Raw genomic sequence first — 26,732 nt, 5'->3', positions numbered from 1 at the left:
ACCGCATCGGGAGGAAACTATGATGAGAACCAAAGCCGCCGTGGCCCTTGAGGCCGGGAAACCGCTTGAGATTATGGAAGTGAACCTTGAAGGCCCGAAGAAGGGCGAGGTTCTGGTCGAGATCAAGGCCACGGGCCTGTGTCACACCGACGAATTCACTCGCTCGGGCGCCGACCCGGAAGGGATTTTCCCCTGCATCCTCGGCCATGAGGGCGCGGGCATCGTGCTGGAAGTCGGCGAAGGCGTGACCACGCTGAAACCCGGCGATCACGTCATTCCGCTTTACACGCCGGAGTGCCGCGAATGCCCGTCCTGTCTTTCGGGCAAAACCAACCTCTGCACCGCGATCCGCAACACGCAAGGCCAGGGCCTTATGCCCGATGGCACCACGCGCTTCTCGATGCTCGATGGCACGCCGATTTATCATTACATGGGCTGTTCGACCTTTGCGAACCACACAGTGATGCCGGAGATCGCGCTGGCCAAGGTGCGCGACGACGCGCCCTTCGACAAGATTTGCTACATCGGCTGCGGTGTGACCACCGGCATCGGCGCGGTGATCAACACGGCAGGGGTTGAGATCGGTTCGACGGCTGCGGTGTTCGGTCTGGGCGGTATCGGTCTCAACGTCATCCAGGGCCTGCGTATGGCAGGGGCCGATATGATCATCGGGGTCGATCTCAATGACGACAAAGCCGAGATGGCGAAGAAATTCGGCATGACCCATTTCATCAACCCGTCGAAGATCGAGGGCACTGTGGTTCAGGAAATCGTCAACCTGACCAAGCGCGGCGCGGATCAGATCGGCGGCGTGGACTATTCCTTCGACGCGACCGGCAACGTCAAGGTGATGCGCGATGCGCTTGAATGTTCGCACCGCGGCTGGGGTGTGTCGGTGATCATCGGCGTGGCGGCGGCGGGGGCGGAAATTTCCACCCGTCCGTTCCAGTTGGTCACCGGCCGCGTCTGGAAAGGCACGGCGTTCGGCGGCGCCAAAGGCCGGACCGATGTGCCGAAATTCGTCGATTGGTACATGGACGGCAAGATCGAGATCGACCCGATGATCACGCACAAGCTGAAGCTCGAAGAGATCAACCACGGGTTCGATTTGATGCACGAAGGCAAGTCGATCCGCGCGGTGGTTGAGTACTGATGCAGGTTAAATCCAGCAATCGCAGCCATGGTGGGACGCAGGGGGTTTACACCCACACGTCCAAAGCGACCGGGACGGAGATGGAATTTTCCGTCTTCGTGCCCGATCACGAGGCGGGCGAAAAGCTCCCGGTGGTGTTTTATCTCTCGGGGCTGACCTGTACGCAGGCCAATGTGACGGAGAAGGGCGAGTTCCGCGAGGCTTGTGCGGAGCTTGGCCTGATCTTTGTGGCACCGGACACCTCGCCCCGTGGCGAAGGCGTGCCGGACGATGCGGAAGGGGCCTATGATTTCGGTCTGGGCGCGGGGTTCTATGTGAACGCTACGGAAGAGCCGTTTGCGCAAAACTACCGGATGCGGGAGTATATCGAGACGGAACTGCCCGCGCTCATCGGCGCGGAATTTCCCGCCGATATGACCCGCATCGGCATCATGGGGCATTCCATGGGCGGACATGGCGCGCTGACCATCGCATTGCGCAATCCGTCGGCCTATAAATCCGTCTCGGCCTTTGCCCCCATCGTCAGCCCGCTGAATTGCCCCTGGGGCGAGAAGGCGCTGACCGGATATATCGGCGCGGACAGGGCGACGTGGCGGGAGTATGACGCCTGCGCTTTGATCGAGGACGGGGCGCGCGTGCCGGAGATCCTTGTGGATCAGGGGACAGGGGACAATTTCCTCGAAACTCAGCTCAAGCCGGAGCTTTTGACACAGGTTTGTGAAAAAAGCGGCCAGCCCCTAACACTTCGGATGCAAGAGGGCTATGACCATAGCTACTACTTCATCTCCACCTTCATGCGCGACCATCTGGAGTGGCATGCGATCCGCATGAAGTCCTGACACGTTGCGCGTCGGAGCAGAGCCGCTCCTCCGACGCGCGACATACTTTGGGAGGCTCCCTTGCGCATCTACGCCATCGGCGACATTCACGGTCAACTCGATATGCTCAAAGCCGCGCATGCGCGGATCGATGCGGATAAGGCAAGGGTCGGCGATACCGACGCGCGCGTCATCCATCTTGGCGATTATGTGGACCGCGGGCCGGACAGCGCGGGCGTCATCCAATACCTGATGGACGGAATCGCGGCGGGCAAACCGTGGCGCACCATTCGCGGCAATCACGACCGGATGTTCACCCGGTTCGTGCGCCATGGCATCGCCCATGACGATCATATCAAATCCGGCAAAAGCTGGCTCCATCCGGCTTTGGGCGGGACCGACACGCTGGCGTCTTATGGCGTCGAAGCGGTGGATGGCGAGTTCGAGCTGGCCCATATGCGCGCCGCCAAGGCCGTGCCCGAGGCGCATCTCGAATTCATCGAAAAAGCGCCCCTGACCTATGCCTGGGGCGATTACCTTTTCGTCCACGCCGGCATCCGCCCGCGTGTGCCGGTCGAACATCAGACCGAAGACGATCTGATCTGGATCCGCGAAGGGTGGCTCGATTATCACGGCGTTCTGCCCTTCACGGTGGTGCACGGGCACACCGCGCTCGATGTGCCGACCCATTTCGGTCAGCGGATCGACATCGACAGCGGCGCGGGCTACGGACGTCCGATGACCACCATGGTGATCGAGAACGGTGTCGAAGAGGTGGTGACCGAAACCGGGCGCGCCCCGCTTTTCCACGCCGAACCGGCCTAAGCCGCAAGACGCAGCGTTTCGCTTCCCCCTTTCCACGCCTCCGCTAAAGTCGCGGGCACAGGAAAGGGAGGAAATTCATGTCTGACATCGTCATTCTCGGCGGCGCCCGCACCGCCATCGGCACCTTCGGCGGCGCTTTGGCCGGGATGCGGCCCGCCGATCTCGGCAGCCTCGTGACCAAGGCCGCGCTTGCCCGCGCGGGCGTCGACGGCGCGCAGATCGGCCATGTGGTCTTTGGCCATATCATCAACACCGAGCCCAAGGACATGTATGTCTCCCGCCTCGCGGCCATGGGCGCGGGCATCCCGGAAACGACCCCCGCGATGAACGTGAACCGGCTTTGCGGCTCCGGCGCGCAGGCGGTCGTGTCGGCCGCGCAATCGCTGATGCTCGGCGACGCCGATTTTGCCGTGGCGGGTGGGACCGAGGTCATGAGCCGCTCGCCCTATATCCTCCCCGCCGCGCGCTGGGGACAGAAAATGGGCGATGTCGCCGCACAGGACATGATGCTCGGCGCCCTGACCTGCCCGTTCGGCACCGGCCATATGGGGGTGACGGCGGAGAATGTTGCCCGTGAACACAGCGTGTCGCGCGAGGATCAGGACGCCTTTGCCCTGGAAAGCCAGATGCGGGCCGCGAAGGCCATCGCAGAGGGGCGATTTAAGGACGAAATCATTCCTGTCGAGGTCAGGATGAAGCGCGATCTTGTGGCGTTCGACACGGATGAGCACCCGAAGCCCACGACGCCCGAAGGCCTCGCCAAACTGCGTCCGGCGTTCGAGAAAGACGGTACGGTGACGGCGGGCAATGCGTCGGGCCTCAATGACGGGGCGGCGGCTTTGGTTCTGGCACGTGCGGAAGCGGCAGAGGCGGCGGGACTTTCGCCGAAATTCCGCATCCTCGGCTATGCCCATTCCGGCGTCCGCCCGGAGGTGATGGGCATCGGGCCGATCCCGGCGGTCGAGAGCCTGTGCCAGCGCACCGGGCTCACTGTGGCCGATTTCGATGTGATCGAGAGCAACGAAGCCTTTGCGGCGCAGGCGATTGCGGTCAACCGGGCGCTGGGGCTCGATCCGGCCAAGGTCAATCCGAACGGCGGCGCGATTGCGCTCGGCCATCCGGTGGGGGCGACGGGGGCGATTTTGGTCGTGAAGACCATGTATGAGCTTGAGCGCACCGGCGGCAAACGCGGTCTGATCACCATGTGCATCGGCGGCGGGCAAGGGATTGCCGTGGCGATCGAGCGCATCTGAGGTCACGCGTGGGCAGGTTCCGCCAATTTTCGCGATCCGGTTAAGACTCTTTTCACCCTGTTCGGACCATTCTGGGCCAAAGCCCCGTGCATAAGGCCGGGCAGGGTTTGAAGAGGTCCCTATGTCGCTGTCGGATACGTTGTCTCAGGAACGTCGTGCGCGCTTGGCTGCGGAGCGTCTGTTGGAATTGAAACAGGCGGAGTTGTTCGCGGCCAATCGCAAGCTGTCGCAACACGCCCGGCACCTGTCCGATGAGATCATCGTCAAACGCGAGGAGACGGAGGTGCTTCGCGACGAGAACCTGCGCACGCGCGAGGATTTGGAAAAGGCGAATGTCGCCGTGCATATCGCCGAACGGCGGCTTTGGGATTCGATCGAGACGATTCAGGACGGGTTTGCCGTTTTCGACCCTTCCGAGATCATGATCGCCGCGAACCCGGCCTATCTGCGGATTTTCGACGGGCTTGAGGACGTCAGACCCGGCATCACATACCCGGAGATCGTGCGACTTGCGGTGGAAGAAGGTGTAATCGACATCGGTGATCTCACGCGCGAGACGTTTATCAATCAGGCAGTGGCGCGCTGGCGTGCCCCGGTGCGCGAGCCGCACACGATCCGGCTTTGGAACAACCAATTCGTGAGGCTGGTGGACCGACGATCTTCAGACGGGGATATGGTCTCGCTCGGGCTGAACATCACCGCCTCCATCCGGTATGAGGAGCGTCTCAAGAAAGCCCGGAGCAAGGCCGAAGCCGCCAACCGCGCCAAATCCGCCTTCCTCGCCAATATGAGCCACGAGATTCGCACGCCGATGAACGGCATGGTGGGCATGGCCGATCTTTTGTCGGAAACCGATCTGACGGAGGAGCAGATCCTCTATGTCGATACGATCAAATCCTCCGGCGAGGCGCTTTTGAGTCTGATCAACGATGTGCTGGATTACTCGAAGATCGAGGCCTCGAAACTCTCTTTGCACCCGGAAGTGTTCGATCTCGAACGCTGCATTCAGGACGTCATGGTGCTTTTGCAGCCCTCGGCGACCCAGAAAGGCGTCGATCTGATCATCGACTATGACATGTTCATGCCGACGAATTTCATCGGCGATCCCGGACGGATGCGGCAGGTTCTGACCAATCTGATCGGCAATGCGGTGAAATTTACCCATAAGGGTCATGTGATCGTGCGGGTTGTCGGCCTCCCCGACGACGACGGCAAACGCCAGCGCGTCCATGTTTCGGTCGAGGACAGCGGCATCGGCATCGCACCCGAGATGATCGAGCACATTTTCGGCGAGTTCAATCAGGTCGAGGACGCGCGCAATCGCAAATTCGAAGGCACAGGGCTTGGCCTTGCGATCACACGCCAGCTCGTGCAGCTCATGGGCGGCGAGATCTGGGTCGACAGCGAGGAGGGCGTCGGCTCCTGTTTCGGTTTCCATATCACCATGGATGTGGTCGAGGAAAACAAGGCGCTGAGCCTGCCCTCCTGGATGCATCGCGCGGCCCTTGTGGATCACATCAACGCCAATTCGCTCATTCTCGAAAAGCAACTGACCGCGCTCGGATTTGAGGTCGCGCCCTTCGACAGCGCCGAGGCCCTTCTGGCCTCGCCGCTCGATGCGCATGTCTATCTGATCGACAACAAGCTTCCGGGCATGGATGCCGCCGGGCTGATCCAGGATCTCCGCCTGCGTGGCGTGACCGCGCCGGTGCTTTTGATGACCTCCGGGCCGATCTCGGCGGGAAGCTTTGACATGGACGATGCCAAGACGCTTCAAAAACCGCTGCTCCGGGCCGATCTCTGGCACGCGCTGGCCGATCTTGTGCCGGTCGAGCCGATGATCAGTCCTGAGCCGGGCCGCCGGATGCGGGTCCTGGCGGCGGAGGACAACAAAACCAACCAGTTGGTGTTCGGCAAGATGCTCAAGGCGCTCGACATCGAGCTGCGCTTTGCCGGGAACGGGCGCGAGGCGGTCGAGCTGTATCAGGGGTTTCAGCCCGATCTGGTGTTCATGGACATTTCCATGCCCGAGGTCGACGGCAAGGAGGCCACGCGGCAGATCCGCACGCTCGAACTCGACACCGGTACGCATGTTCCGATCGTCGCGCTGACCGCGCATGCCATGGCGGGCGACGAATTGGACATCCTTGCCGCGGGGCTCGATCACTATATGACGAAACCGCTGCGCAAGGCGGCGATCATCGACCGTATCTTGCAGGAACTGCCGGAAGGGTGTCGCCCGATCCTGCCGGAGGAACCGGCGGAGATCATGGCCGGGGAATAACCCCGATCAGGCGGCGTGGATCGCCTCAATCATCGCGGGACCGAAGCGCTCGGCAGGTTTGTCGCCGACGATGCGGGCGAAACTCGCCATGTCTGCGGGGCGCATTTTCACGATCTTGGTGATCTGAATCGCAGTCAGGCTCATCGGTTTCAGCGTGCCGCAATCGCCCCGCACCAGATCGTGATGGATCACCTGCAACCGGTCGAAGAGATCGCCGCCACCGGAGCTTGCCAGTTTGCGCCGGGCGGGGTGCATCTCCGGCACCGGCGCGCCGAGAATGACGGACAGAAACAGATCGCCGTAACGTTCGAGTTTCTTCGCGCCGACACCGCCGATCCGCCCCATTTCGTCGAGCGTCTGCGGACGTTTTTCCGCCATCTCGATCAGGGTCCGGTCGGCAAACACCACATAGGCGGGCACGCGGGCCTCTTCGGCCAGCGCGCGACGTTTCGCCTTGAGCGCGGAGAGAAGCGGCGCATCCTCTTCGGAAACCAAGACCTTGGCGACCGGACCTTTGCGGGCCTTGGCGAGCGTGTCCTTGCGCAGCGTGATGGTCGCGTCGCCCTTGAGGATCGGCATCGCCGGTTCGGTCATATAAAGCGCACCGTGACGCTCCGGGTCGGGGCGCAGAAGGTCGGCGCCCATCATCTGCCGGAAAATCGCGTTCCACTGGCGTTTGTCATACTCCTTGCCGATGCCGAAAACCGAAAGCTGGTCATGATTCCACTGGCGAACCTTGTCGGTCAGGTTGCCGGTCAGCACATCGATGAGATGGCCTGCACCGAAACCCTGATCACAGCGGAGCACGGCAGAGAGCGCCTTGCGCACCGCCGTGGTACCGTCGAAAATCTCTGGCGGACTGTCACATAAGTCACAATTCCCGCAAGGCGCAGCCTCTTCGCCAAAGAATTTGAGCAAGGTCTGGCGGCGGCAGACCTGCGCCTCCGCCAACCCCAACAACGCGTTGAGACGGGCATGATCGGCGGCACGGCGCTCGGGCGGCGCAAGGCTTTCGTCGATCTGGGTGCGGCGGAAACGGATGTCATCGGGGCCGAAGAGCGTGAGCGTCTCGGCGGGCGCGCCGTCGCGACCGGCGCGACCGATTTCCTGATAATAGCCCTCAACGGATTTCGGCAGGTCGGCGTGCGCCACCCAGCGGATGTCCGGTTTGTCGATCCCCATGCCGAAAGCGATGGTGGCGACGACGATCAACTCGTCTTCCTGTTGAAAGCGGCGCTCGACCTCACGCCTGCGATCCGGCTCCATCCCGCCGTGATAGGCGAGGGCCAGATGCCCGGCGTCAGAGAGCGCCTTGGCAAGGCTTTCGGTCTTGGCCCGCGTGCCGCAATAGACGATGCCGGACTGACCTTTGCGAGCGGAGGCAAAATCGAGGATCTGACGCCGCGGGCTGTCCTTGACGGCAAAGGCGAGATGGATGTTCGGACGGTCGAAACCCCGCAGGAAACTTTCGGGTTGCGTGCCATCGAACAGGCGGGTGACGATCTCCGCCTGAGTTTCTTCGTCGGCGGTGGCGGTGAAGGCCGCGAGCGGCACGCCCAGCGCGCGTTTGAGATCGCCGATGCGGAGATAATCGGGGCGGAAATCATGGCCCCATTGCGAGACGCAATGCGCCTCGTCGACGGCAATCAGCGACACATTCGCGCGACGCAGCATCGGCAGGGTGCCACCGGAGGCGAGGCGTTCGGGGGCCATGTAGAGGAGTTTCAACTCACCGCGGGAGAGTGCGTTGAAGACCGCGTCGTTTTCCTCTTCGGTATTGCCGGAGGTCAGCGCACCGGCGGCAACACCGGCGGCTTGCAGTCCCTGAACCTGATCGCGCATCAGGGCGATCAGCGGCGAGATGACGACGGTGAGACCGTCGCGCACCAGAGCGGGGAGTTGGAAACACAGGGATTTGCCGCCGCCCGTGGGCATGATGGCAAGCACGTCACGCCCGGCGACCACGGCCTCCACGATCTCTGCCTGACCGGGGCGGAAATCGTCAAATCCGAAAACGGAGGATAAAAGCCCCTGTAAACGCCCCTGTGTCGTGTCCATGTCGCCTGCTCTTTATGATTGGCGACAGAATCGCATGCGGGGGCGCGAGGCTCAAGGGGCTTTCCGGCGGGAAGGCTTAGTAGAACATGCCCGCATTGTTGTAGATGATCCGTTCGATCGCATAGATCGCGATGAAGGCCACCAGAGGCGCGAGGTCCAGACCGCTCATCGGCGGCAGGATTTTACGGATCGGGCGATAGACCGGCTCGAGAAGGCGCGAGAGGCCTTCCCAGATCTGATAGACCAAGGGTTGGCGCACGTTGAGCACCTGAAAATTGATCAGCCAGCTCATGATGATCTGAACGATCATGACGAATTTCACGACGCCGAGGATCATCAGCAGGATTTGCATCAAAGACAGCATATGTTCAGGTTCCCAAATTAACGGTCGTTCTCTCACCTAAGGTCTCTGTCCCGGTCGCACAAGAGCACCCGTTGCCTCCCTCTGCCGCAACCTGTGCCGCAACGTTCGACTTGACCTTTGCGCCCGCAGCAAGACAGTGGCGCATATGTATCCTTTCGTCCGCATGTTCTATCAGGCGTGGAAATATAAAAACGCGCCCAAACTCGGCCTCTTCGAGCCGCATTATTCCCGGCATATCTGCATGCCCTGGGACATTGACCTGTGGCTGGAACTGAATAACGGCAGAACCTTAACAATCTTTGACCTTGGCCGGGTGCCGATGTCGATCCGCAACGGCACGGCGAAGGCCGCGAAAGAGGGCGGGTTCGGCATGGCGGTCGCGGGGGCCTCCGTGCGCTATCGCCGGAGGGTGACGACGTTTCAGACCGTCGACATGGTGACGACGCCGATCGGGTTCGACGACAAGTTTCTCTATATCGAACAGTCGATGTGGGACCGGAAAGGCGAATGCTGCAATCACATCCTGATCCGCGGCGCGGTTCTCAAAAACCGCCGGATGGTGCCGCCGCGGGACCTTTTGAAGTGTCTGGAGCCGGGGGTCGAAAGTCCGGAGCTGCCGGATTGGGTGAAAAACTGGATCGCCGCGGATGACACACGGCCCTGGCCACCCGCGAGATAAGCGATCTTAAGCGTTGCGTGTGCGACACTTTGCCTGTTCTATCCCCGCAACTGAGGCGAGAAGGACAGGCACATGGCGGAACCGAGCCATCGCAAACGCATCTGGGGCTGGATGATGTACGATTGGGCGACGCAGCCCTTTCACACGCTGGTTGTCACCTTCATTTTCGGGCCTTATTTTGCCGAACAGGTGATCGCCTATCTGACGGCGGGCGGCATGGATGCCGCGCATGCCAAGGCGGAGGCGCAATCGATCTGGGGCTACGGGCTGACGGCTGCGGGGCTGATGATCGCGCTGTCCGCACCGGTGCTGGGCGCCATTGCCGATGAGAGCAAGCGGCTGATGCCATGGATCTGGCTGTTCTCGGCGCTTTACGTGATCGGGTCGGCGGGGCTCTGGATCGCCTCGCCGGAGGATTTCCCTACCGTTCTGGTGCTGGTTTTCTTCGCTTTGGGCCTGATCGGGGTCGAATTCACCACGATTTTCACCAATGCGCTTTTGCCCGCTCTGGGCAGCCGCGAGGAGATCGGCAAGATCTCCGGCAATGGCTGGGCCTGGGGCTATTTCGGCGGGATCATCGCGCTCGTGATCATGCTTCTGCTCTTTGCAGAGAATACCGCGGGCGTCACGCTTTTGGGCAGCGCGCCGCTGTTCGGCCTCGATCCCGCGACGCGCGAAGGCACGCGGTTTGTCGGGCCTTTCGTGGCGCTGTGGTTCGTGATCTCGATGGTGCCGTTCTTTCTCTGGGTGCGGGAACCGAAAAGCACGGCGCCTGTGCAGCCGGGGGCGATCGGGCGCAGCATCGACGAGTTGATGAAGACCCTGCGCAGCCTGCCGAAGCGGCGTTCGCTTTTCGCCTTTCTCGGCTCTTCGATGTTCTATCGCGATGCGCTGAACGGGGTATTCACCTTTGGCGGCATCTATGCGCTTGGCGCGCTGGAATGGAGCGTCGTGCAGATCGGCGTCTTCGGCATTCTGGCCGCCTTCACAGGCTCGGTTTTCACCTATTTCGGCGGCATCGCGGATCAGAAGTTCGGTCCGAAACCGGTGATCCTCTTTTCCATCGCCGTACTGATCAGTGTCTGTCTCGTGATCCTCACGATCACGCGCGAAAGCGTGCTGTTCACGGCGGTCGAGACGGGAAGCAAACTGCCCGACATCGCCTTTTACATCTGCGGCGCGGTGCTTGGCGCCGTGGGGGGCATCATTCAATCGGCCTCCCGCACGATGATGGTCCGACAGGCCGATCCGGAACGGATGACCGAAGCTTTCGGACTCTACGCGCTTTCGGGCAAGGCGACCACTTTCCTCGCACCGGCACTGATCGCCGTGGTGTCGGATGTCACGAATTCTCAACGCCTCGGCATCACTCCGCTCATCGCCCTTTTCATTCTGGGGCTGGTGCTGCTAGCTTGGGTGCATCCGGAAGGCACAAAGGTCCCTGATGATGCGTAAATGGTTGAGCCTGGCTCTGGTGGCGACTTTGGCCGCCTGTGTGGGTGGCGAAAAAAACAGTGCGCCGAGCCCTAAAGTCTCGGTCTCCTCGTCGGATCACCGTCCGGCCAAGGACCTGTTCGGCCCCATTGCCCTGCCCTCGCAACAGGTGCCCGAATCCTTCGGCAGCTATTCGCAGGGATGTGTCGGGGGGGCAACGGCTCTACCCGAAACCGGGCCGACATGGCAGGCCATGCGCCTGTCGCGCAACCGCAACTGGGGTCAGCCGGTCCTCGTCGATTTTCTTGAGGACCTGTCGCGCAAAGCCGCCGCGCAGCCCGGCTGGAACGGGATTTACATCGGCGATATGAGCCAGCCGCGCGGTGGCCCGATGTCCTCGGGACACGCCAGCCACCAGATCGGGCTCGATGCCGATATCTGGATGCTGCCCGCGATCCGTCTCGATCTAAGCCGCGCCGAACGCGAAAGCCTGTCGTCGATCTCGATGCAGCGCGCCTCCGGTGCCTATACCAATGCGAGCTGGACACGGGCGCATCACGAGATTCTCAAGGCCGCTGCCTCCGATCCGCGCGTGTCGCGGATTTTCGTCTTTCCCGGCGCGAAAGTGCAAATGTGCAAGGACGAAAAAGGCGACAAAAGCTGGCTTCGGAAAATTCGTCCGTGGTGGGGACACCACTATCATTTCCATGTGCGGCTGAACTGTCCCAAGGGCGATAAATACTGCGTGGATCAGGCAGCCCCCCCGCCAGGTGACGGGTGTGACGATGCGCAGGAATGGGTGAACAACATCCTCAACCCGCCGCCGCCCGATCCCAATGCCAAGCCCGCGAAACCGAAACCTCCGATCACTCTCGCCACACTGCCCGCACAATGTTCCGCCGTCTTGTCCTCGCGCTGATCGCGAGCGCCCTGCCCAGCCTGTCACAGGCAGCAACGTTGAAATATCTCGGGTCCTATACATGGATCTCCGCCGATGCGCGTGTCGGCGGATTGTCTGGCCTTGATCTGTCCGGGGACGGGCTGTCGTTCTGGGCCTTGTCGGACCGTGCGATGCTGTTTCAGGGCGATCTGAAACGCGATGAAAAGGGCGTCGTCAAAGGCGCTTTTGTCCGGACCGCGCAAGGATTTCTGACCTCGGAAGGCAAGCCTCTGCCGCGCTACGATGACGACAGCGAGGGGCTTGCCGTCTCCGACACGGGCGCGATTTTCCTGTCGTTCGAAGGCCATCACCGGGTGGCGCAGATGGACCCGGAGACCGGATGGCTGACCGATCTGCCCAGTCACCCGGATTTCAAAGGCATGCAGACGAACTCGTCGCTCGAAGGGCTGGCCGTGGCTCGCGACGGAACGCTTTATACGCTTCCCGAGCGCTCCGGCGAGATGACCCGGCCCTTTCCGCTCTACCGCTATCGGCCCGGTTCGGGATGGGATCAGCCCTGGTCGATCCCGCGCGACGGCACGACGGATTTCCTGCCGGTGGGGCTCGATATCGGGCCGGACGGGCGGCTTTATCTTTTGGAACGCTGGTTCACCGGGCTGGGTTTTGCCACCCGCGTGCGGCGGTTCGATCTTGGCCCGGATGGGCCGGAGAATGAACAGATCCTGCTCAGAACCCTGACCGGCACCCATGACAATCTCGAAGGCATCGCCGTCTGGGGCACGCCCGAGGATGTGCGGGTGACCATGGTTTCCGACAACAATTTCAAGTTCTTTCAACGCACGGAATTCGTCGATTATCAGGTCGAAGAATAACACTTGATTTGTCGCCGGGCGGGGGTTAGACCGCCGCACCGCCCCGCAATGGGGCCGAGTTGCCGTCACCTTCGATAAAAAACGGGTCACATCATGAATCGTATCCTTCCTGGCGTTCTCGCCATGGCCGCCATTGTCGTGGCCTCCAATATCCTCGTGCAGTTCCTCATCGCGGATGGGCTTCTGACATGGGGGGCTTTCACCTATCCCTTCGCCTTTCTCGTCACCGACGTGATGAACCGCGTCTATGGCGTCGCCTCCGCGCGCAAGGTCATCCTTGCGGGGTTCGTCACCGGGATCGTCTGTAGCCTCATCGGCACGCAGATCACCCTGCAAGGCGATGGCTATACCTATCAGGCCGTGGCGCTGCGTGTCGCCGTGGGGTCCGCCATTGCCTTCCTCGTCGCCCAGCTCACGGATGTGTTCGTGTTTGACCGGCTTCGGGAGGGGACGTGGTGGAAAGCGCCGTTTGCCTCCTCGATCATCGGTTCCGCGCTCGACACCGCGATCTTCTTTGGCATCGCGTTTTCGCAGAACATCCACATCTTTGGCGAGGCCGCCGATATGGAGGTCTCCTGGGCCTGGGACTCTGTGCCGTTCCTTCTGGTCGGCGCGCCCGTTCCGCTGTGGATTTCGCTCGCGGTGGCCGATTGGTGTGTCAAACTTGCCCTCGCTTTGATCGCTCTCGTGCCTTTTCGCCTCATTGTTGGGCGTCTCACCGCACGTATGGTATAAATTAACTTGCTATATACCAAATCTGTGCCACCATTATCTTATCGGCAATTCATCGAAAGGAGGTGGTCCAGTGTCTAGAGTGATGTTGGAGAGCGAGGTCAAGACAGTCGGGGGGGCCGCCACCTAGAGGCAATCTTCTAGAGTGAAACACTCCTGATTGGGTGTCCTAACTGACCCCATCTCCTGAGATCTCGGAGGGCTGCTCTATCTGGCAGCCCTTTTCCGTGTCTGCCCTTTCGCCTCCGGTTTTGCCCTTTTCGACCCTGTCGGATATACGTCGGCTTTGCGTCGGACTTTTGTATGTCATCTCTTTTGGTCAGGTATTTCCCTGATCTGCCCCAGCACGTCCCGGATCATCGCCATGCCCCTCACCGTCACCGACCAGATCGAGATCGCCGATTGGGAAATCACCGAGCAGTTTGTTCGCTCCTCCGGTCCCGGCGGGCAGAATGTCAACAAGGTCTCCACGGCGGTCGAATTGCGGTTCGAGGCGGAGCGGTCTCCAAACCTTCCGGCGCCGGTCAAGACCCGGCTGCGACGACTGGCGGGGCGGCGCTGGACAAAGGATGGGGCGATTGTCCTTCAGGTCGAAGAGACCCGGTCGCAGGCCCGGAACAGGGAGATCGCGCGGGAGCGTTTGGCGGAGCTGGTGCAAAAGGCGCTGGTGGTGCCGAAACGCCGGGTGAAGACGAAGCCGACGAAAGGGTCGGTGGAGCGGCGGATCAAGGCGAAGAAGGAACGGGGGGAGGTTAAGAAGTTGCGGGGGAAGGTGGGGTGATTAAATCTTCCAGCATTCCTCAAGTGCTAGTTCTGCGAGTCTTCGCGTGTTGTCTTGAATGAGCTCGTCAGTTATCTCATCTGCAGAGGCGAACAATTCCGGCAGTGTGTATCCAGCGTCTTTCAGGATTTTCTTTTTGTCTGAAAAACTCTTCTCACCAAGAAGGTTGTTCGTTTGTTGATCAACCAAAATTAGGTTTCCTAATTGCCCGATTACTTCTTCCCTACGCCCGCTTTTTATTTGTGATTGCGGAATTAAGTGTTCAATGGTTAAGTTTTGCGAGTTTCCTACTGTCGGTTGCTTTTGGTGTTCGGATATTCTCTCCAGAACGTAACGCACGAGATTACGCTGTGAGGTCCTGTCCTTAGTATATAGAATTTGTTCAAAAGTTGCCTTGAACTCGGAAATCGGAGGAACCCTTTCTCTCAACTTTGCCTCTAAAGATCGAATTTCCGCAGCCGCAACATTGGTATCTGTTGCTTCGAAAATTTTTCGACCAAACGATGAGTACATTCCTGAGATACCACCAGAGGAACGAGAAGATGTGACTGCGGTAAAAGAAAAATGGAAATTTTCGATAGATCGGAGCGTTGCCGCTAGTTTTTTCCTTTTAATTTTCTTTTCTCTATAAGCCCTTATCAGAGAGAGCAATCCTGGCGTAGGCTGCACAACACGAAACATTCTTAGTGCCCGCAACGATTGCACAATCTCTCGCTCGTCAGCTTCCCACTGATAATCCATCTCAAAAATTGAGCGCCAATATCCGGCATCCTTAAGAAATGCTTCCAAATGTGTTTGTGCATTCTTTTGTTTTATTTGCGCCCTAAGTTTTGGAAAGGCTTTCGCTTTGGTTACGTTTTCATAGCGAGATTGCCACGAATGCACAATGAATGTGTCCGCGTCTAGGTCCTCTGTGGACTCTCCTAAAACAGTCATAATCCTGTTCCATTTGAGCCGAGACGTATCTAGAGCTCCGCCAGCCTTCAAGTATTTCGTAAAATGGTTCTTGACCAAGTCTGATAGTGCTAAATCTTTACCTCGCGTATTGAGAGTCTCAAAAATTAGATATGCGTCATCTTCATTGTCGAGCTCAACTAGAATGACATTCAGATCTAAGATTGTGTCTCTCAACCCTTTAAGCCAATTTTTGGCACTTTCGAGCTGATCTTCATCGCTTAAGCTTTTGTCATTGAAAAAACCACTTATTTTGTCAGCGAGATTCCGAGAGAAAATATTAAACGCTCTCTCAATCGCCTCCTCCTCTTTGCCAACTTCGTGGTCCATGTCTGAGGCGTCAAATTTGAGAACTGTATCTTGGAAATATGGAAAAGATGTCTCTGTAGTTAAAACGAATACATCTTGATTGTCCCGGTTCTTCCGCTCGATGTAGCTCTGCAAACCACGAGCTAATTCTATTTCTTTAAGGTCAACAAATGCGTCACGAATAGCGCTTAAGAAGATCGTAATAGTAGTTAACCTTTGCTGTCCATCAACAACCGCTAATTCGTTACGACCGGTATGATAGACTACCATTGATCCGATGAAATACGTGTCCTCGAAATTTGCAATAACATCTGACCAAAATTCAGAAATATGTTCAGCTTCCCAAGAATAGGGGCGTTGAAAACGTGGGATTTTAAAGTAGTTCCCTTGTAATAGCTTCTCGATCGAAATGTCATGGGATTCAATTTTCATTTCGTGCCTCCAACTAAACTACAACCTCCATAGCACGTTGTTCCCCTACCCCAAACACCCGCTTATACCGTGCGACCTCATCCGTCGGACCCATCGCCTTGTTCGGGTTGTCCGACAGCTTCACCGTCGGTTTGCCATTCGCCGACACCGCCTTGCACACCAGTGAAAACGGCGCCAGCGCGTCGTCGGGGGTCAGGCCTCGGAAATCGTTGGTCAAGAGAGTGCCCCAGCCGAAGGAGGTCTTCACCCGGCCGCTGAACTGTTGGTGCAGTTCGATGATCTTTTCGGTGTCGAGCCCGTCGGAGAAGATGACGAGTTTTCTGGTCGGGTCTTCGCCGCGGGATTTCCACCACGCGATGGCCTGTTCCGCGCCGGACGCCGGATCGCCAGAGTCGATGCGGATGCCGGTCCAGCCCGCGAGCCAGTCGGGGGCGCGGTCGAGGAAGCCTTTGGTGCCGTAAGTGTCGGGCAGGATGATGCGCAGGTTGCCGGAGTGCTCGTCCTGCCAGTCGCGCAGCACGTCATAGGGGGCTTCGGCCAGAGCCTTGTCGTCACGGGCCAACGCCGAATAGACCATGGGCAGTTCGTGGGCGTTTGTGCCGACGGCTTCGAGATCGCGCATCATCGCGATGTGGCAATTCGAGGTGCCGGTGAACTTGTCACCCAAGCCCTCGACCATGGCCTGCACGCACCAGTCCTGCCAGAGGTAGGAATGGCGGCGGCGGGTGCCGAAATCGGCGATCTTGAGACCGTCGAGCGGTTGCAGAGTTTTGATCTTGCCCCAGAGCTTGGTCATGGCGCGGGCGTAGAGCACCTGAAGCTCGAATTTCTTCATCGGGCCGAGGACGGCGCGGGAACGGAGTTCCATGAGGATCGACAGCGCGGGGATTTCCCAGAGCATGACCTCGGGCCAGGAGCCTTCGAAGGTCAGTTCGTATTGGCCGTCGTGTTTTTCGAGCTGATAGGCGGGCAGGCGCAGGTTCTCGAACCACTCCATGAAATCGGAGCGGAACATCTGGCGTTTGCCGTAAAACGTGTTGCCGCGCATCCATGTGCTTTCGCCACGTTTGAGCGAGAGGGAACGGACGTGGTCGAGTTGTTCGCGCAGCTCGCCCTCGTCGATCATCTCGGCGAGGCGGATGTCCTTGGAACGGTTGATCAAGGAGAAGGTGACGGTGGTGTCCGGTTTGTTGCGGAACACCGACTGGCACATCAGGAGCTTGTAGAAATCCGTGTCGATCAGGGAGCGGACGATCGGGTCGATCTTCCATTTGTGATTGTAGACACGGGTGGCGATGTCGACCATGTGAAAAGGCCCCTCTTCCTGTAACCGCCCTGTTAAAGCAGGGCGGGCAAGGGTTTGGCAAGGTTGATGTTAACGCTCACGTTTGGCTCATTTGTCCCGCGGCGTCCAATCCGGGTCCTCGACGCCCCGCCGCGACAGGCGCAGGGCAAGGCCGAGCGCGATGCCGGTGCCGATGGCGACGGTGAGATCGGTCAGGACGGTGAGCACGAGGGTGATGAGCAGAAGCGCCACATCGGAACGCCGCCCGCGCAGGTAGGCGCCCCAGCGATGCGGTTCGGACATGTTCCAGGCGGTCAGCAGCAGGAGGCCGGAGAGCGCCGGAAGCGCGAGATAACCCGCCAAGGGGGCGGCCAGCATCATGATCGCAAGGAGCACCAACGCATGGACGATGCCCGCGACCGGGGTCTTGCCGCCCGCGCGCACGTTGGTGGCGGTGCGGGCGATGGCACCGGTGGCGGGCAGGCCGCCGAAGAGAGAGGAGCCGATATTGGCCCAGCCCTGCGCCATCAGCTCGGCATTGGAGCGGTGTTTGCCGCCGATCATCCGGTCGGCGACCATGGCCGAGAGCAGGGATTCGACCCCGGCGAGGAAGGCGATGATCAGAGCCGAGGGCAGCAGTTCACGCAGGGTCGCAAGGTTCAGATCCGGCAGATGCGGCGCGGGCAGGCTTTGCGGCAACTCGCCGAACCGGGAACGAATGGTCTCGACCGGCAGATCGAACAGCGCCACGGCGGCGGAGGTCAGGGCGACGGCAACGATGAGCCCCGGCAAGCGCGGAAAGGCACGACGCAGCAACATGATGAGCACCATCGTCGCAAGCCCGATGCCGAGAGCTGCGGGGTTCAACGCGGGAGCAGCCTTGATCAGGGCCGGGATTTTTTCGAGGAAATCGGCGGGGAACGGCCCCGCAAGCCCGAAGAAATCGGGGAGCTGGCTTGTGCCGATGATCACGCCGATGCCGATGGTGAAGCCGTTGATCACCGCCTCGGGTACATGGCGCACCAGTTGGCCCGCCCGGAACAGCCCGGCAATGATCAGGACGATGCCCGCGAGAAAGGTCGCGGCAACGAGGCCGGAGTAGCCATGGGTGGTAATCACCCCGGCGACGACGACGATGAAGGCACCGGTGGGGCCGCCGATCTGGACCCGGCTGCCGCCCAGCGCGGAGATCAGGAAGCCCGCGACGATGGCGGTGACAAAGCCCGCAGCAGGGGCGGCGCCCGAGGCGATGGCGATGGCGATGGACAGCGGCAGGGCGACCAGCGCCACAGTGATCCCGGCGAAGACATCAGAGCCGAACTCGGCCCGGGTGTAGGTTTTCAGCGTGGTGAAAAGCTTCGGTGTCATGGCCCTACAGGACCTCCACCCCGGCGGCCTTCATGCCGTCGATTGCTGCCGCAAGAGAGCCATTCATGTCGATGGCGCGACACAAATCGGTGCGCACCGTGACGGTAAATCCGAGTTTGGCAGCGTCGACGGCGGAGAAATTCACACAGAAATCGGTGGCCAGCCCGACCAGAGTCAGCGTGTCGATGCCACGCGTGCGCAGATAGCCTTCGAGACCGGTGGGCGTTTTGTGATCATTCTCGAAAAACGCGGAATAGCTGTCGATCGCGGGATTGAACCCCTTGCGGATAATCAGATCGCCGGTGGTCACGAGATCCTTGTGGAAGGCTGCCCCGTCGGTCCCTTGAATGCAATGATCCGGCCAGAGCACCTGCATGCCATAGGGCATTTCCATGGTGGAATAGGGCGCGGCATTGTAAGTGCTTGCAAAGGAGCTGTGGCCGCCTGGGTGCCAGTCCTGCGTCAGGATCACGGCGGGAAATTCGGCCATGAGCGCGTTGACCCCCGGCACGATTTCGTCGCCGCCAGCGACAGCGAGCGCGCCGCCCGGGCAGAAATCGTTTTGAATGTCGATGACGATCAGGGCTTCGTTCGCTGCGCGCATGGGAGGTCTCCTTTGCGCCAAGTGGTAGCGCCCCATAGGCGATGGGGCAAGCTTGGCGTCGCGTCCGCCTTTCGACATCCCCCCTCTCGCTCGGAGCCCCTCTCCCAGAACGTTAAGGTCAATCAGACGAAGGTTAACGCGAGAGAGAAGAGGGCGAAAATCGATCTTCGGGTCTATTGGGCTGGATTTGGGCCTTATCCGACACGCATCCGCAGCAACCGCCCGCCCCGGTCAAAGGTGATCAGCCACATGCCGATCTTTTGCCGCGCGACGCTTTGCAAGTCTTTGGCCGTTCGGATTTCAGTGCTGTTCACCTCGACAATCCGGTCTCCGGGCCGGAGACCGAGACGGGCGGAGGGGCCTTGGGCGTCCAAAAGAACGACTCCCTCGGACATCAGCGCAAGGCCGTATTCATCAATCAGCGCAGGCGTCAGATCGGCCACCACCAGCCCCCCCAAAGGACCGGAAGAGGTGATCTCGACCGTGTCGGTTTTGTCCGATCCGGGAGCCGCAATGAGAGACAAATCCAGCTCAACCGGCTCTCCGGCACGCAGAGCGGAGAGTTTGACCGAAGCTCCGACCGGCAGGATCGACAACCGGTATTCGAGATCGGAGGGAGAGAGGATCGGCTGATCGTCGAGGGAGAGAAGCACATCGCCCGCCGTCAGGCCGAGTGTCGTGAAAGGAGATTGCGGGTGCAACTCGGAGAGCACGACGCCTTCGGGGCGGTCGAGCCCAAGGGCCTCGGCGACCGCGTCGTCCACGGACTGAGTCGAAACGCCGGACCAAGGGTGAATGAACCGGGTCTGGCCCGCCTCGGCCTGACGGGTGAATTCGCGCACGAGATTGGCCGGGATGGCAAAGCCGATGCCGTTGGAGCCACCGGAGCGCGACAGGATCGAGGTGTTGATGCCGACGAGACGGCCCGACATATCGACCAAAGCGCCACCGGAATTGCCCGGATTGATGGCCGCGTCGGTCTGGATATAGGAACCCGCGCCGCCGGGGATCGCCGAACCGGAGCGGGCAAGACCCGAGACGATGCCGGAGGACACGGTCTGGCCGACCCCGAAGGGGTTGCCGATGGCCAGCACCAGATCGCCGACCTCGAGCGCATCGCTGTCGGCCAGAGGCAGGGCGGGCAGGTCGGTGGCGCCGTCGAGACGGAGCACGGCGACGTCGGCGTCCTTGTCGGCGAGGATCACCTCGCCCTTGTATTCGCGCTTGTCGGAGAGGACGACGCGAATGTCGGAGGCCTCGCCCACGACGTGATAATTCGACACGACAAGCCCGTCGCCCGAGACAATCACCCCGGAACCAAGCGAGCGTTGCACACGTTGGCGCGCCGGGCCAGAGCGGAAGAATTGCGAGAAGAACGGATCGTCCGCGAAGGGAGAGAGGCGTTCCTCCACCACACGGGAAGCGTAGATATTGACCACAGAGGGCGAAGTTTCCTTGACGATGGGGGAGAAGGAAAGCTGAATTTCAGCACGGCTTTCGGGGACTTGGGGCGTCTCGGCAAAGGCCATTTGGGCCGGGTTAGAGACGGTGAAAGCCAGAAAAACGGCAAGGATTGCGCTGCGTGTCATTGCGGGGCCTCGTGACAGTTCCTCGGATGCGATTAGATGACGCGGGCGGGCCGTGCTTTGCAAGCTCTTGCCTGATCACGGCTTGCGGCGTATCGAACACATCATGTTTACCGTCTGCGCACTCTATCACTTCACCCGCTTCCCCGACCCTGCCGCCTTGCGGGGGCCGCTTTTGGAGCTGTGCCATGCCGAGGGCATCACAGGCACGCTTTTGCTGGCCAAGGAGGGGATCAATGGTACGGTGGCCGGGCCGACACCGGCGTCCATCGAGCGGCTGGTGGCGCATATCCGCGCCCTGCCGGGATGTGCCGATTTCGAATACAAGCTGTCGACGGCGGAGGAGCAGCCGTTCAACCGGATGAAAGTCAGGTTGAAGAAAGAGATCGTCACCATGGGGCAACCCGATGTCGACCCGAAGGCACGGGTTGGGCACTATTGCACCCCCGAGGAATGGAACGAATTGATCTCTGCGCCGGACGTGGCGGTGATCGACACGCGCAACGATTACGAGGTTCAGATCGGTACGTTCAAGGACGCGATCGACCCGCAGACCAAGACCTTCCGCGAATTCCCGCACTGGTGGGAGGAAAACAAGGAGCGGTTCCACAACAAACGGATCGCGATGTTCTGCACCGGGGGGATTCGCTGTGAGAAATCGACGAACTTTTTGCTCGGGCAGGGGATCGAGGAGGTCTATCACCTCAAGGGCGGGATTCTGAAATATCTCGAAGAGATGCCGCAGGAGGAGAGCCTCTGGGAAGGCGAATGTTTCGTGTTCGACGGGCGGGTGTCCATCGGGCATGGGCTGACCGAGGGGCCGCATGAGCTATGCCATGCCTGTCGGCGTCCGATTCTGCCCGAGGACAAGCAGCGCCCGGAGTACGAGGAAGGCGTGTCCTGTCATCAGTGCATCGATGAGTATGACGAGGCGCGCAAGGAGCGGTTCCGCGAGCGTCAGAAACAGATCGCCCTGGCAAAGGCCCGCGGCGAACGGCATTTCGGAACCGGTGTGCCCTCCGTGAAATGAAGTTATCGCACTTAACGCCATATTAACCCAAATCCTGTCACAACCCTACAGAGAAACACCCCAACCGTTTCGCCGTAGGGATTACAATGACAGCTCACCCCATCAAGGTATTGTCCGTCTTCGGAACCCGCCCCGAGGCCATCAAGATGGCCCCTGTGGTCGGTGCTCTGGGTTCTGCACAAGGCATCACCTCCGAGATTTGCGTCACGGCGCAGCATCGGGAAATGCTCGATCAGGTTCTGAACCTGTTCGATATCCGGCCGGAATACGATCTCGATCTGATGCGCACGGGACAGGGGCTGCACGATCTGTCCGCCATGCTCCTCAAAGAGTTGAAACAGGTTCTGGATCAGGCCAGACCCGATCTCGTGCTGGTGCATGGCGATACCGCGACCACGGCCATGGCCGCCATGGCCGCCTATTACAATCAAATCCCAGTGGGTCATGTCGAAGCCGGTCTGCGCACCGGCAATATCTATTCGCCCTGGCCCGAAGAGGTGAATCGCAAGCTCACCGGCACGATCAGCGCGTTGCATTTCGCACCGACGGAAAAATCCCGCGCCAACCTGCTGACCGAGAATGTCGATCCGGCGACGGTGCATGTCACCGGCAACACGGTGATCGACGCGCTGATGAGCGTGGTCGCGCGGCTCGAACGGGACAGTTCGGCACAACAGGCGCTGGTTGAAAGAACCGGAATTCAGCCCGGCAAACGGGTGATCCTTGTCACCGGGCACCGGCGCGAGAGCTTTGGCGGCGGTATGGAGCGGATCTGCCATGCGCTTGCCGAACTGGCAAAGCGCCCGGACGTCCAGATCATTTATCCGGTCCATCTTAACCCTAATGTAAGGGAACCCGTGGAACGGTTGCTCGGCGGCCGGGAGAACATCACGCTGATCGACCCTCTTGATTACTATCCTTTCATTTTCCTGATGAGCCGTGCGGACATCATCCTGACGGACAGCGGCGGCATTCAGGAAGAAGCCCCCTCGCTCGGCAAACCCGTCCTCGTCATGCGCGACACGACGGAACGGCCCGAAGCGGTGGATGCCGGTACGGTCAAACTGGTCGGGACGGATAAGGAAAAAATCGTGAGCGAGGTTTCGCGCCTTCTCGACGATACGGCGGCTTATGCGGAAATGAGCCACGCTCATAACCCATATGGCGATGGCAAGGCCTCGCAACGGATCGTGACGGCGATCCAGAGCTGGGCGATGACAAGATAGAGGTGTTTCCAGTGAAAAAGTACGGGTTTTCGAAAATCAACATCATCGGGCTTGGCTATATCGGCCTGCCGACGGCGGCGGTCTTTGCCTCTGCGAACGTGCAGGTGCATGGGGTCGACGTCAGGCCCGACGTGGTCGACACGATCAATGCGGGCGGGATTCACATCGTCGAACCCGATCTCGACATGATCGTGCGCGACACCGTAACCCGGGGTTCTCTGACCGCCTCGGTGACGCCCTGCCCCGCCGATGCCTTTGTCATCGCGGTCCCCACGCCTTTTGTCGAAGAGAGCCACGCCGCCGATCTCAGCTATATCCGGGCGGCAGCGAAATCCATTGCGCCCTATCTGGCGCGGGGCAATCTCGTGGTGCTCGAATCCACCTCGCCGATCGGGGCAACGGATCAGATGGCGGCCTGGCTGGCCGAAGAGCGTCCCGACCTGAGTTTTCCGCAACAGGCGGGAGAGGCCGCGGATATCATGGTCGCGCATTGTCCCGAACGGGTGCTGCCCGGTCATGTGATGCGCGAGCTGTTCGAGAACGACCGCATCATCGGCGGCATGACCCCGCGCTGCGCCCGGCGTGCGACGGAGCTTTACCGGATTTTCGTCAAGGGCTGTTGTATCCCGACCAACGCGCGCACGGCGGAATTCGCCAAGCTGGCCGAAAACAGCTATCGGGACACGAATATCGCCTTTGCCAATGAGCTTTCGCTGATTTGCGACGAAGTCGGTGTCGATGTCTGGGAGCTGATCGAGCTGGCCAATCGCCATCCGCGTGTGAACATCCTGCAACCCGGCCCGGGCGTCGGCGGGCATTGCATCGCGGTCGATCCGTGGTTCATCGTTTCCTCCGCGCCCAAGACCGCACGGCTGATCCGCACCGCGCGCGAGGTCAATGACAGCAAGCCGCTTTGGGTGATCGATCAGGTGCGCGAGGCCGGCGAGGCGCTTGGGCTGATCGGTCGCAAGCCGCGCGTCGCCTGTCTCGGGCTTGCGTTCAAACCCGACATTGACGATCTGCGCGAAAGCCCGGCGCTCGATATCGTGCGAGAGCTGAGTGGCAGCGGCACCTTCGAGGTGCTTGTCAGCGAACCTAACATTCACGCCCTGCCCCCCGCGCTTGCCGACAAAGCCGAGATGATGACGGCAGAGGCGGCGATCGAGGCGGCGGATATCGTCTTGCTTCTGGTCGACCACCGCCCGTTCAAAAATCTTGCCGTGCCGCTCGGCAAACCTGTGATCGACACCCGCGGCATGTGGCGCCAAAGCCGGGGTATGTGGCACCAAACCCGCCACGCGGCGTGACATCGCACGATGGAACAGGTCTTCGCACAGGAACGGCTTTTGCGCGGCACGCTCTCGGCCGCCCGTCACATGCGGGTGCAGCGGCCCGGTTTCGATGTCGCCCCTGTGCTCATCGACCTGCTCGAAGGCGCGTCCGATACGCAAGACGTCCTACCGATCGCGGCACAGGCGATCGAATTGAGCCTGCCGGATGTGGTCCGCGCGGCGCGCAATCGCCTTGTGACGATGGGGGCTGCGGCGGGTGTGCTGGAGATGCTGGACAGCCAGACGACAGAGGGATTGTTCCTGATGGACAACATCCCCGGACGACCCGGCACACCCATCGCCCCCGTCGAAAACCGCATCGCTTATGTGAGTTACAGCAGCCTGCCCTATCACTCGACGGGCTACGCGAACCGGACGCATTTTCTGGCGCAGGGCTTGCGCGCACAGGGACTCGATCTTCAGGTGATTTCACGGCCCGGCTATCCCTGGGATGAACCCGCCAATACGCTCGAGGCCCCGGTTCCGGTGGCGAGTTGCGTCGAGATGCGGGACGGCGTGCCCTATCATCGGCTGAAGGCGCCGGGGTATTTTTCCTGGGACAATCACGCGGCCTATGTCCGGCACTCCACCGAGGCGCTTGAGGCCTGTTTTCGCGACCTCAAACCCGCGCTTGTCATCGCGGCCAGCAACCATGCCTGCGCCATGCCCGCTTGCCTTGCCGCTCGCCGGATCGGCGTACCTTTTGTCCATGAAGTGCGCGGGTTCTGGGAGGACAGCCGGGCGGCACGCGAGCCGGGTTTCATGGGGGCGCGGCAATATTTTCTCGAGCGCCATTGGGACGGCGAAGTGGCGCGTCGGGCGGATCGGGTGGTGACGCTCGGGACAGCGATGAAACGTGAGCTGGTGACACGCGGCGTGCCAGCGGATCGGATCACCATCGTGCCCAATGGGGCCACGGAGGATACGCCCCGCGCCCCGGAGACACGGAACGCCGTGCCGGTGATCGGCTATGTCGGAAGCTTTGCCGCCCATGAGGGGCTGGAGCTTTTGCTGGAGGCCTGCGCCGCGCTGAAACAGGATGGGATCGCGTTTCGGCTCTTGCTGGTGGGCGATGGCAAGGGGGGCGGCGCCGGACGAGGTGCGCGCCGGGCTTTGCTGGACCTATTGGCGGAGCGGGGCCTGTCGGATCGGACCGAGGCGCCGGGCCGGGTCCCCCCGGAGGTCGCGCGCGCCTATGTGCAAAGCCTCGACATCGCCGTATTTCCCCGGCTGCGCAGTCGCGTGACCGAGCGTGTCACACCGCTCAAACCGATCGAGGCGATGATGGCGGGCAAAGCGATCGTCGCCTCCGATGTCGGGGGCTTCGATGACATGCTGGGCGCGGGCCAGACCGCTTTGCGATTTGCCGCGGGCTCGGTCGACGGGTTGCACCGTGCGCTGCGGCGGCTGTTGCAAGACGGAGACCTGCGACGGGCGCTTGGCGCGCGGGCGCAGGCCAGAGCACAGGCCGATTTCCTTTGGCCAACCATCTGTGCGGGCTATGCCGCATCGCTCGGGCAGATCGCCGGACAGATCGCCGGGCAAACCGCAGGGCAAACCGCAGGGAGGACCGCGCATGAAACCGCGTGATCCCAGCGTGGAAGAAATGGCGCTTTTGGCCGAACGTCTCGATGCGTTGGAGGCGGCGCTCTGCGCGCAGTCCGACACCGCGTCTCACCGAGAAAAGGAACTTCGCAGACTGCGCGCGGAGCTTCGCGACATCCAGAACAGCCTGTCCTGGACAGTGACCGCGCCGCTGCGTCGTCTCGCGAAACTGGGCAGAAACATCTTGAGGGCACGACCAGACACATGACCATGACAGACATTCCCCTGCCGCCGGTGACCGATCCGCTTCTGAAACTGTTGCGAGAGTATTACGGCTATAAATATGTCGAATTGCATGGCCGCAATTCCGGCAAAGGATTCTACACGCAGCATGACTGGCGGCGGATTCAATACGGTATCGAGCTTCTCGATCCGGACAGCCGCTCGATCCTCGATGTCGGCGTCGGGCCTTCGGCCCTGTTGAATTACCTGCAACTCGGCAAACACTACGAGACGGTTACCGGGATCGATCTCCGGCGCTATTCCAAGCAGATTCTGGTCGACGAACAGACCGATTTTCGGGTGATGGATGCGACCGCGCTCTCGTTCGAGACTGACAGTTACGACACGGTCGTCTGTATGGAGGTGCTCGAACATATCCCCGGCGATGCCATGTTCACGGCGCTGGAGGAATTGCGTCGGGTGGCGAAAAAGCAACTGATCGTCTCGGTTCCCTTCGATGAGCCACAGCCCTTGCCGCCCTATCACCATCAATATTTCGATGCCGCGCGCATTGCGGAGGTGTTTCCAAAGGCCGAGATTCATGTGCTTCAACGCCCCCACCGCAAGGGTTGGCCCTGGGCGATTGCAATCGAAACCTTTTGAGGCGCACTGTGACAGGCACGGGA

The 26,732-nt window shown here is 60.7% G+C and carries 24 protein-coding genes; 17 read left to right on the top strand and 7 right to left on the bottom strand.

The features are described 5' to 3' along the window. Window positions 1-22: 22 nt before the first annotated feature. The 5 genes from V1471_RS15210 (at window position 23) to V1471_RS15190 (ending at window position 6,333) form a co-directional block, all read left to right on the top strand. Complete coding sequence (locus V1471_RS15210; RefSeq protein WP_434290954.1) at window positions 23-1,153, top strand: S-(hydroxymethyl)glutathione dehydrogenase/class III alcohol dehydrogenase; 1,131 nt, start codon at window positions 23-25, stop codon at window positions 1,151-1,153. Then, a complete protein-coding gene (gene fghA / locus V1471_RS15205) occupies window positions 1,153-1,992 on the top strand; it encodes an S-formylglutathione hydrolase (protein WP_434289857.1) in 840 nt (279 codons plus the stop codon). Before V1471_RS15210 ends, fghA begins: the two co-directional genes overlap by 1 nt. A 60-nt stretch (window positions 1,993-2,052) precedes the next feature. Beyond that, the gene (locus V1471_RS15200; RefSeq protein ID WP_434289856.1) at window positions 2,053-2,796 is read left to right on the top strand and encodes a metallophosphoesterase family protein; all 744 of its coding nucleotides are present in this window, start codon (window positions 2,053-2,055) and stop codon (window positions 2,794-2,796) included. 77 nt (window positions 2,797-2,873) lie between these two features. Further along, window positions 2,874-4,049, top strand: coding sequence for an acetyl-CoA C-acyltransferase family protein (locus V1471_RS15195; RefSeq protein ID WP_434289855.1), 1,176 nt, complete (start codon window positions 2,874-2,876; stop codon window positions 4,047-4,049). Between the two features lie 121 nt (window positions 4,050-4,170). Further along, window positions 4,171-6,333: an ATP-binding protein gene (locus tag V1471_RS15190; RefSeq protein WP_434289854.1), complete on the top strand. Its 2,163-nt coding sequence runs from the start codon at window positions 4,171-4,173 to the stop codon at window positions 6,331-6,333. A 6-nt stretch (window positions 6,334-6,339) separates the two neighbouring features. On the opposite strand, the gene recQ is transcribed toward V1471_RS15190, so the two are convergent. Continuing rightward, window positions 6,340-8,391 (bottom strand): DNA helicase RecQ, encoded by a 2,052-nt coding sequence (recQ, locus tag V1471_RS15185; RefSeq protein ID WP_434289853.1) that lies wholly within the window; start codon window positions 8,389-8,391, stop codon window positions 6,340-6,342. A gap of 76 nt (window positions 8,392-8,467) precedes the next feature. Continuing rightward, window positions 8,468-8,755: a YggT family protein gene (locus V1471_RS15180; RefSeq protein WP_066703172.1), complete on the bottom strand. Its 288-nt coding sequence runs from the start codon at window positions 8,753-8,755 to the stop codon at window positions 8,468-8,470. A 145-nt stretch (window positions 8,756-8,900) separates the two neighbouring features. Here V1471_RS15180 and V1471_RS15175 point away from each other — a divergent pair, with 145 nt between their 5' ends. The 6 genes from V1471_RS15175 to arfB all read left to right on the top strand — a co-directional run bounded on the left by V1471_RS15175 (window position 8,901) and on the right by arfB (window position 14,154). Next, window positions 8,901-9,434, top strand: coding sequence for an acyl-CoA thioesterase (locus tag V1471_RS15175; RefSeq protein WP_434289852.1), 534 nt, complete (start codon window positions 8,901-8,903; stop codon window positions 9,432-9,434). Between the two features lie 72 nt (window positions 9,435-9,506). Beyond that, a complete protein-coding gene (locus V1471_RS15170) occupies window positions 9,507-10,889 on the top strand; it encodes an MFS transporter (RefSeq protein ID WP_434289851.1) in 1,383 nt (460 codons plus the stop codon). Beyond that, window positions 10,879-11,787: a penicillin-insensitive murein endopeptidase gene (mepA, locus tag V1471_RS15165; RefSeq protein WP_434289850.1), complete on the top strand. Its 909-nt coding sequence runs from the start codon at window positions 10,879-10,881 to the stop codon at window positions 11,785-11,787. The genes V1471_RS15170 and mepA overlap by 11 nt, the downstream gene beginning before the upstream one ends. Then, window positions 11,760-12,641 (top strand): esterase-like activity of phytase family protein, encoded by an 882-nt coding sequence (locus V1471_RS15160; RefSeq protein ID WP_434289849.1) that lies wholly within the window; start codon window positions 11,760-11,762, stop codon window positions 12,639-12,641. Before mepA ends, V1471_RS15160 begins: the two co-directional genes overlap by 28 nt. A 93-nt stretch (window positions 12,642-12,734) precedes the next feature. Then, window positions 12,735-13,376 (top strand): queuosine precursor transporter, encoded by a 642-nt coding sequence (locus tag V1471_RS15155; RefSeq protein ID WP_434289848.1) that lies wholly within the window; start codon window positions 12,735-12,737, stop codon window positions 13,374-13,376. 361 nt (window positions 13,377-13,737) lie between these two features. Then, a complete protein-coding gene (gene arfB / locus V1471_RS15150) occupies window positions 13,738-14,154 on the top strand; it encodes an alternative ribosome rescue aminoacyl-tRNA hydrolase ArfB (protein ID WP_434289847.1) in 417 nt (138 codons plus the stop codon). Here arfB and V1471_RS15145 read toward each other — a convergent pair whose 3' ends face one another. The 5 genes from V1471_RS15145 to V1471_RS15125 all read right to left on the bottom strand — a co-directional run bounded on the left by V1471_RS15145 (window position 14,155) and on the right by V1471_RS15125 (window position 20,695). Beyond that, window positions 14,155-15,849, bottom strand: a complete 1,695-nt coding sequence (locus V1471_RS15145; protein WP_434289846.1) for a DUF262 domain-containing protein — start codon at window positions 15,847-15,849, stop codon at window positions 14,155-14,157. A 13-nt stretch (window positions 15,850-15,862) separates the two neighbouring features. Beyond that, window positions 15,863-17,155: a nicotinate phosphoribosyltransferase gene (gene pncB / locus V1471_RS15140; protein WP_434289845.1), complete on the bottom strand. Its 1,293-nt coding sequence runs from the start codon at window positions 17,153-17,155 to the stop codon at window positions 15,863-15,865. Between the two features lie 87 nt (window positions 17,156-17,242). Beyond that, window positions 17,243-18,502: a SulP family inorganic anion transporter gene (locus V1471_RS15135; RefSeq protein WP_434289844.1), complete on the bottom strand. Its 1,260-nt coding sequence runs from the start codon at window positions 18,500-18,502 to the stop codon at window positions 17,243-17,245. A 4-nt stretch (window positions 18,503-18,506) separates the two neighbouring features. After that, window positions 18,507-19,106 carry a bifunctional nicotinamidase/pyrazinamidase gene (pncA, locus tag V1471_RS15130; RefSeq protein WP_434289843.1) on the bottom strand — a complete coding sequence of 200 codons (600 nt, stop codon included), beginning with the start codon at window positions 19,104-19,106 and terminating at the stop codon, window positions 18,507-18,509. 194 nt (window positions 19,107-19,300) lie between these two features. Continuing rightward, window positions 19,301-20,695 carry a trypsin-like peptidase domain-containing protein gene (locus V1471_RS15125; RefSeq protein WP_434289842.1) on the bottom strand — a complete coding sequence of 465 codons (1,395 nt, stop codon included), beginning with the start codon at window positions 20,693-20,695 and terminating at the stop codon, window positions 19,301-19,303. A 103-nt stretch (window positions 20,696-20,798) separates the two neighbouring features. On the opposite strand from V1471_RS15125, the gene V1471_RS15120 reads away from it, so the two are divergent. The 6 genes from V1471_RS15120 (at window position 20,799) to V1471_RS15095 (ending at window position 26,709) form a co-directional block, all read left to right on the top strand. Next, complete coding sequence (locus V1471_RS15120) at window positions 20,799-21,722, top strand: rhodanese-related sulfurtransferase (protein ID WP_434289841.1); 924 nt, start codon at window positions 20,799-20,801, stop codon at window positions 21,720-21,722. An 86-nt stretch (window positions 21,723-21,808) separates the two neighbouring features. Then, window positions 21,809-22,948, top strand: coding sequence for a non-hydrolyzing UDP-N-acetylglucosamine 2-epimerase (gene wecB, locus V1471_RS15115; protein WP_434289840.1), 1,140 nt, complete (start codon window positions 21,809-21,811; stop codon window positions 22,946-22,948). An 11-nt stretch (window positions 22,949-22,959) separates the two neighbouring features. After that, a complete protein-coding gene (gene wecC, locus V1471_RS15110) occupies window positions 22,960-24,255 on the top strand; it encodes a UDP-N-acetyl-D-mannosamine dehydrogenase (protein ID WP_434289839.1) in 1,296 nt (431 codons plus the stop codon). A gap of 9 nt (window positions 24,256-24,264) precedes the next feature. After that, complete coding sequence (locus V1471_RS15105; RefSeq protein WP_434289838.1) at window positions 24,265-25,869, top strand: glycosyltransferase family 4 protein; 1,605 nt, start codon at window positions 24,265-24,267, stop codon at window positions 25,867-25,869. After that, the gene (locus V1471_RS15100; protein WP_434289837.1) at window positions 25,856-26,092 is read left to right on the top strand and encodes a hypothetical protein; all 237 of its coding nucleotides are present in this window, start codon (window positions 25,856-25,858) and stop codon (window positions 26,090-26,092) included. Before V1471_RS15105 ends, V1471_RS15100 begins: the two co-directional genes overlap by 14 nt. Then, entirely contained in the window at window positions 26,089-26,709 is a 621-nt protein-coding gene (locus V1471_RS15095; RefSeq protein WP_434289836.1) for a class I SAM-dependent methyltransferase, read from the top strand. Before V1471_RS15100 ends, V1471_RS15095 begins: the two co-directional genes overlap by 4 nt. Window positions 26,710-26,732 lie beyond the last annotated feature (23 nt).

This window comes from Celeribacter sp. SCSIO 80788 (assembly GCF_051054295.1).
GTDB lineage: Bacteria > Pseudomonadota > Alphaproteobacteria > Rhodobacterales > Rhodobacteraceae > Celeribacter.
Note: the sequence above shows the minus strand (reverse complement) of the source record. Positions and strands in the feature narration are given on the sequence as shown.

Excerpts from the sequence above, each read along its gene's own strand:
- recQ (WP_434289853.1), bottom strand. The coding sequence starts at position 8,391 with ATGGACACGACACAGGGGCGTTTACAGGGGCTTTTATCCTCCGTTTTC.
- V1471_RS15095 (WP_434289836.1), top strand. The coding sequence starts at position 26,089 with ATGACCATGACAGACATTCCCCTGCCGCCGGTGACCGATCCGCTTCTG.
- V1471_RS15170 (WP_434289851.1), top strand. The coding sequence starts at position 9,507 with ATGGCGGAACCGAGCCATCGCAAACGCATCTGGGGCTGGATGATGTAC.
- V1471_RS15180 (WP_066703172.1), bottom strand. The coding sequence starts at position 8,755 with ATGCTGTCTTTGATGCAAATCCTGCTGATGATCCTCGGCGTCGTGAAA.
- V1471_RS15135 (WP_434289844.1), bottom strand. The coding sequence starts at position 18,502 with ATGACACCGAAGCTTTTCACCACGCTGAAAACCTACACCCGGGCCGAG.
- V1471_RS15160 (WP_434289849.1), top strand. The coding sequence starts at position 11,760 with ATGTTCCGCCGTCTTGTCCTCGCGCTGATCGCGAGCGCCCTGCCCAGC.
- V1471_RS15120 (WP_434289841.1), top strand. The coding sequence starts at position 20,799 with ATGTTTACCGTCTGCGCACTCTATCACTTCACCCGCTTCCCCGACCCT.
- mepA (WP_434289850.1), top strand. The coding sequence starts at position 10,879 with ATGATGCGTAAATGGTTGAGCCTGGCTCTGGTGGCGACTTTGGCCGCC.
- fghA (WP_434289857.1), top strand. The coding sequence starts at position 1,153 with ATGCAGGTTAAATCCAGCAATCGCAGCCATGGTGGGACGCAGGGGGTT.
- V1471_RS15210 (WP_434290954.1), top strand. The coding sequence starts at position 23 with ATGAGAACCAAAGCCGCCGTGGCCCTTGAGGCCGGGAAACCGCTTGAG.
- V1471_RS15175 (WP_434289852.1), top strand. The coding sequence starts at position 8,901 with ATGTATCCTTTCGTCCGCATGTTCTATCAGGCGTGGAAATATAAAAAC.
- V1471_RS15105 (WP_434289838.1), top strand. The coding sequence starts at position 24,265 with ATGGAACAGGTCTTCGCACAGGAACGGCTTTTGCGCGGCACGCTCTCG.
- arfB (WP_434289847.1), top strand. The coding sequence starts at position 13,738 with ATGCCCCTCACCGTCACCGACCAGATCGAGATCGCCGATTGGGAAATC.
- pncB (WP_434289845.1), bottom strand. The coding sequence starts at position 17,155 with ATGGTCGACATCGCCACCCGTGTCTACAATCACAAATGGAAGATCGAC.
- V1471_RS15190 (WP_434289854.1), top strand. The coding sequence starts at position 4,171 with ATGTCGCTGTCGGATACGTTGTCTCAGGAACGTCGTGCGCGCTTGGCT.
- wecB (WP_434289840.1), top strand. The coding sequence starts at position 21,809 with ATGACAGCTCACCCCATCAAGGTATTGTCCGTCTTCGGAACCCGCCCC.
- pncA (WP_434289843.1), bottom strand. The coding sequence starts at position 19,106 with ATGCGCGCAGCGAACGAAGCCCTGATCGTCATCGACATTCAAAACGAT.
- V1471_RS15125 (WP_434289842.1), bottom strand. The coding sequence starts at position 20,695 with ATGACACGCAGCGCAATCCTTGCCGTTTTTCTGGCTTTCACCGTCTCT.
- V1471_RS15100 (WP_434289837.1), top strand. The coding sequence starts at position 25,856 with ATGAAACCGCGTGATCCCAGCGTGGAAGAAATGGCGCTTTTGGCCGAA.
- V1471_RS15195 (WP_434289855.1), top strand. The coding sequence starts at position 2,874 with ATGTCTGACATCGTCATTCTCGGCGGCGCCCGCACCGCCATCGGCACC.
- V1471_RS15145 (WP_434289846.1), bottom strand. The coding sequence starts at position 15,849 with ATGAAAATTGAATCCCATGACATTTCGATCGAGAAGCTATTACAAGGG.
- V1471_RS15155 (WP_434289848.1), top strand. The coding sequence starts at position 12,735 with ATGAATCGTATCCTTCCTGGCGTTCTCGCCATGGCCGCCATTGTCGTG.